The 2,741-nt window shown below is 72.3% G+C and carries 1 protein-coding gene; it reads left to right on the forward strand.

Going from position 1 to position 2,741, the window contains the following annotated elements; all coding sequences use genetic code 11:
* Window positions 1-2,643 (forward strand): BTAD domain-containing putative transcriptional regulator (locus ASG80_RS13070; RefSeq protein ID WP_056731399.1); only part of this gene is annotated, 2,643 nt, incomplete at its 5' end.
* Window positions 2,644-2,741 lie beyond the last annotated feature (98 nt).

Genomic DNA, 2,741 nt, shown 5'->3' on the forward strand with positions numbered 1-2,741 from the left:
ACGGCCACCGCCCGCATGGCTCTCTCGATCTACCGGGGGGAGCTCCTGCCCCAGGACCGCTACGAGGAGTGGGTGGACGCCGCACGCAACCACCTCGCCGACCTGCACCTGCAGCTGCTGCGCCTCGCCGAGCGCTGGGAGGAGCTCGTCGTACTCGATCCGAGCGACGAGGACGCTCATCTGGAGGTCATGCGCCGACACCTGGCCGGCGGGGATCGACACGCGGCGCTGCGGCAGTTCGAGCGGCTCGACCGTGCGTTGCGGAACGAGCTCGGCGTGGCACCGAGCGACGAGGCGAAACGGCTCAGGGCCCGTGCCCTCGCCGACGAGCCGGCCCCGCCCGTGCACCGCGACGACGCCGAGGCGCCGTTCCCCGGTCGGGAGCGGTACGTCGCGCTCATCGACGAACTTCTCGACGATGCCGAGCGGTTCGACGCCTCGCGCGCCCGGGATGCTCTGAGCGATACGTCCGACGCGCGCGCGGACGACGCGGCCGACCATCTCCCGCCGTCGCCCGACGAGGTGCTCGGCCGCGAGACCGACCTCGGCACGCTGCTCGAGTGGCTAGGCGGCGACGACCCCAGGCGGCTCGTCACCCTCGTCGGTCCCGGCGGGATCGGGAAGACCCGTCTCGCGATCGAGGCCGCCCGGCTCGCCCGCGACCGGTTCGACCGGGTGACGTTCGTGGCCCTCGAGCACGTCCGCGAGCCCGGTGGCGTTCTGCCGGCCGTCGCGCTCGAGCTCGGCGTTCGCGACGACATCGGCGTGCCGACCCTCGAGCGGCTCGCGCTCGCGCGCACGGGGCGAAGGGACCTCCTCGTGCTGGACAACTTCGAGCAGGTTATCGGCGACGCACCGGACGTCGCGTCACTGCTCGCCGCGCTTCCCGATGCCGCTGTCATGGTGACGAGTCGGGCCAGGCTTCGGGTGCACGCGGAGCAGGTCTTCGACGTCGAGCCGCTGGCCCTCCCGATCGATCCGCGCGAGGTGTCGCTCGCCGAGATCGCCGACGCGCCGGCGGTCCGGCTGTTCCTCGACCGAGCGCACGCCGCGGACTCGAGGTTCGACCTGACGGCCGAGAACGCCGCGGACGTCGCGGGCATCTGCCGGGCGCTCGACGGCGTGCCGCTCGCGATCGAGCTCGCCGCCGCGTGCATCCGGGTTCTCACGCCGTCGGCCATGCTCGCGAAACTCGACCGCGTGCTCTCCCTGCTGGTGACGTCGGGCCGTGACGTCCCCGAACGCCAGCGGACGATCCGGGCCACCGTGGAGTGGAGCATCGACCTGCTCAGCCCGTTCGCCCGTGCCCTGTTCGTGCGCCTCGGGGTCTTCACGGGCGACTTCAGCCTCGATGCGGTGGAGGCGGTGGCCGACGGCGAACCCTGGGCCGTCGACCTGCTCGGTACGCTCCTCGAGCTGGTCGACGGCAGCCTGCTGCGCCAGCGGGACGTCGGCGGCACACCCTTCTTCTCCATGCTGGCCCCGGTCCGGGAGCTCGCGGCACTCCGCTTCGCGCACGAGATGGATGATGCGCTGGTGCGCCACGCGCATGCCGCGTACTACGTTCGTCTCGCCTCCGAGGTCGAGCCGATGCTTCACGGATCCACCCAACAGCCCGCGGTCGAACGGCTCGCGGCGGAACGGGACAACGTCCGCGCGGGCTACCTCTACCTCATGGCCGTCGGCGAGGTCGATACGGTCGCCGACGCGGTGTGGCGACTGCGCCTCTACTGGCGGATCCGGAACCTCCTGCCGACGGCCAAGGCCTGGATGGACGATCTCCTCCAGGCCGGCGGGCCGCTCTCACCGCGCACCCGCGCGATCGCGATCACGTTGTCGTCGTGGGTCTCGCTGTCGCAGCCCGGTACACCGGTCGACCCCGAGCCGCTCGAGGAGGCGGTCGAACTGTTCCGCGACGCCGGCGACCGGTTCGGCGAGGGCGCGGCGCTGGCCGTGCTCGGCGTCGCCTGCGCCACGTCGTCCACCCCGGATCTCGACCGCGCCGAGGAGCTGCAGCGGCGGGCACTCGACCTGGTCACCCCCGACGTCGACCCGACCTTCAACGCCGTGTTCCGCGGCCAGCTCGGGAGCATCGAGTTCCTGCGCGGGCGCGCCCGCGATGCACTCGCGATCTACGACGGGGTCATCGAGGACGCCGTGCGCATGGGCAACCGTTTCGTCGAGATGATCGAGCTCACGAACGCGGGCTGGGCGCGGCTCGCCCTCGGCGAGGCCCGCCCCGAGCTGTTCGCCAGGCACCTCGAGCTCACGCTGCGCCTCGGCAACGAGGACGGGGTCGGGAACGCGGTCGAAGGCCTGGCCGCCTGTGCGATCGTGCTCGGCGACCTCGACCAGGCGGGGGTGCTCCTCGGCGCGGTGGACATGCTGCGGACGCGCACGGGACGGTTCGACCAGCGCACCTACCCCACTTCGGGGCCGATCGTCGAGCGGGTGCTCGCCTCGGAGGGCGCGGCCGAGTTCGAGGCGGGGCGGGCCCGCGGACGCGCGATGTCGCGCCGTGACGCGCTGCGATTCGCCCACGAGTACGCGAGGGCGTTCGCCAAACCGGTCGCAGCCGGTGCGGGCGCACGAGCGGATGCCCCGGGGAGCGGGTCCCCGGAGCATCCGCAGATCGACTTCTAATGCCCGACGTCAGGATCGAGCTGCTGGGACGTTTCGACGTGTACGTCGACGGATCTCTCACGGGTGCGGGCACGCTGGGCCGCCGTCAGGCCTCTGCT

It is taken from the genome of Agromyces sp. Soil535, assembly GCF_001428255.1.
Classification (GTDB): domain Bacteria; phylum Actinomycetota; class Actinomycetes; order Actinomycetales; family Microbacteriaceae; genus Agromyces.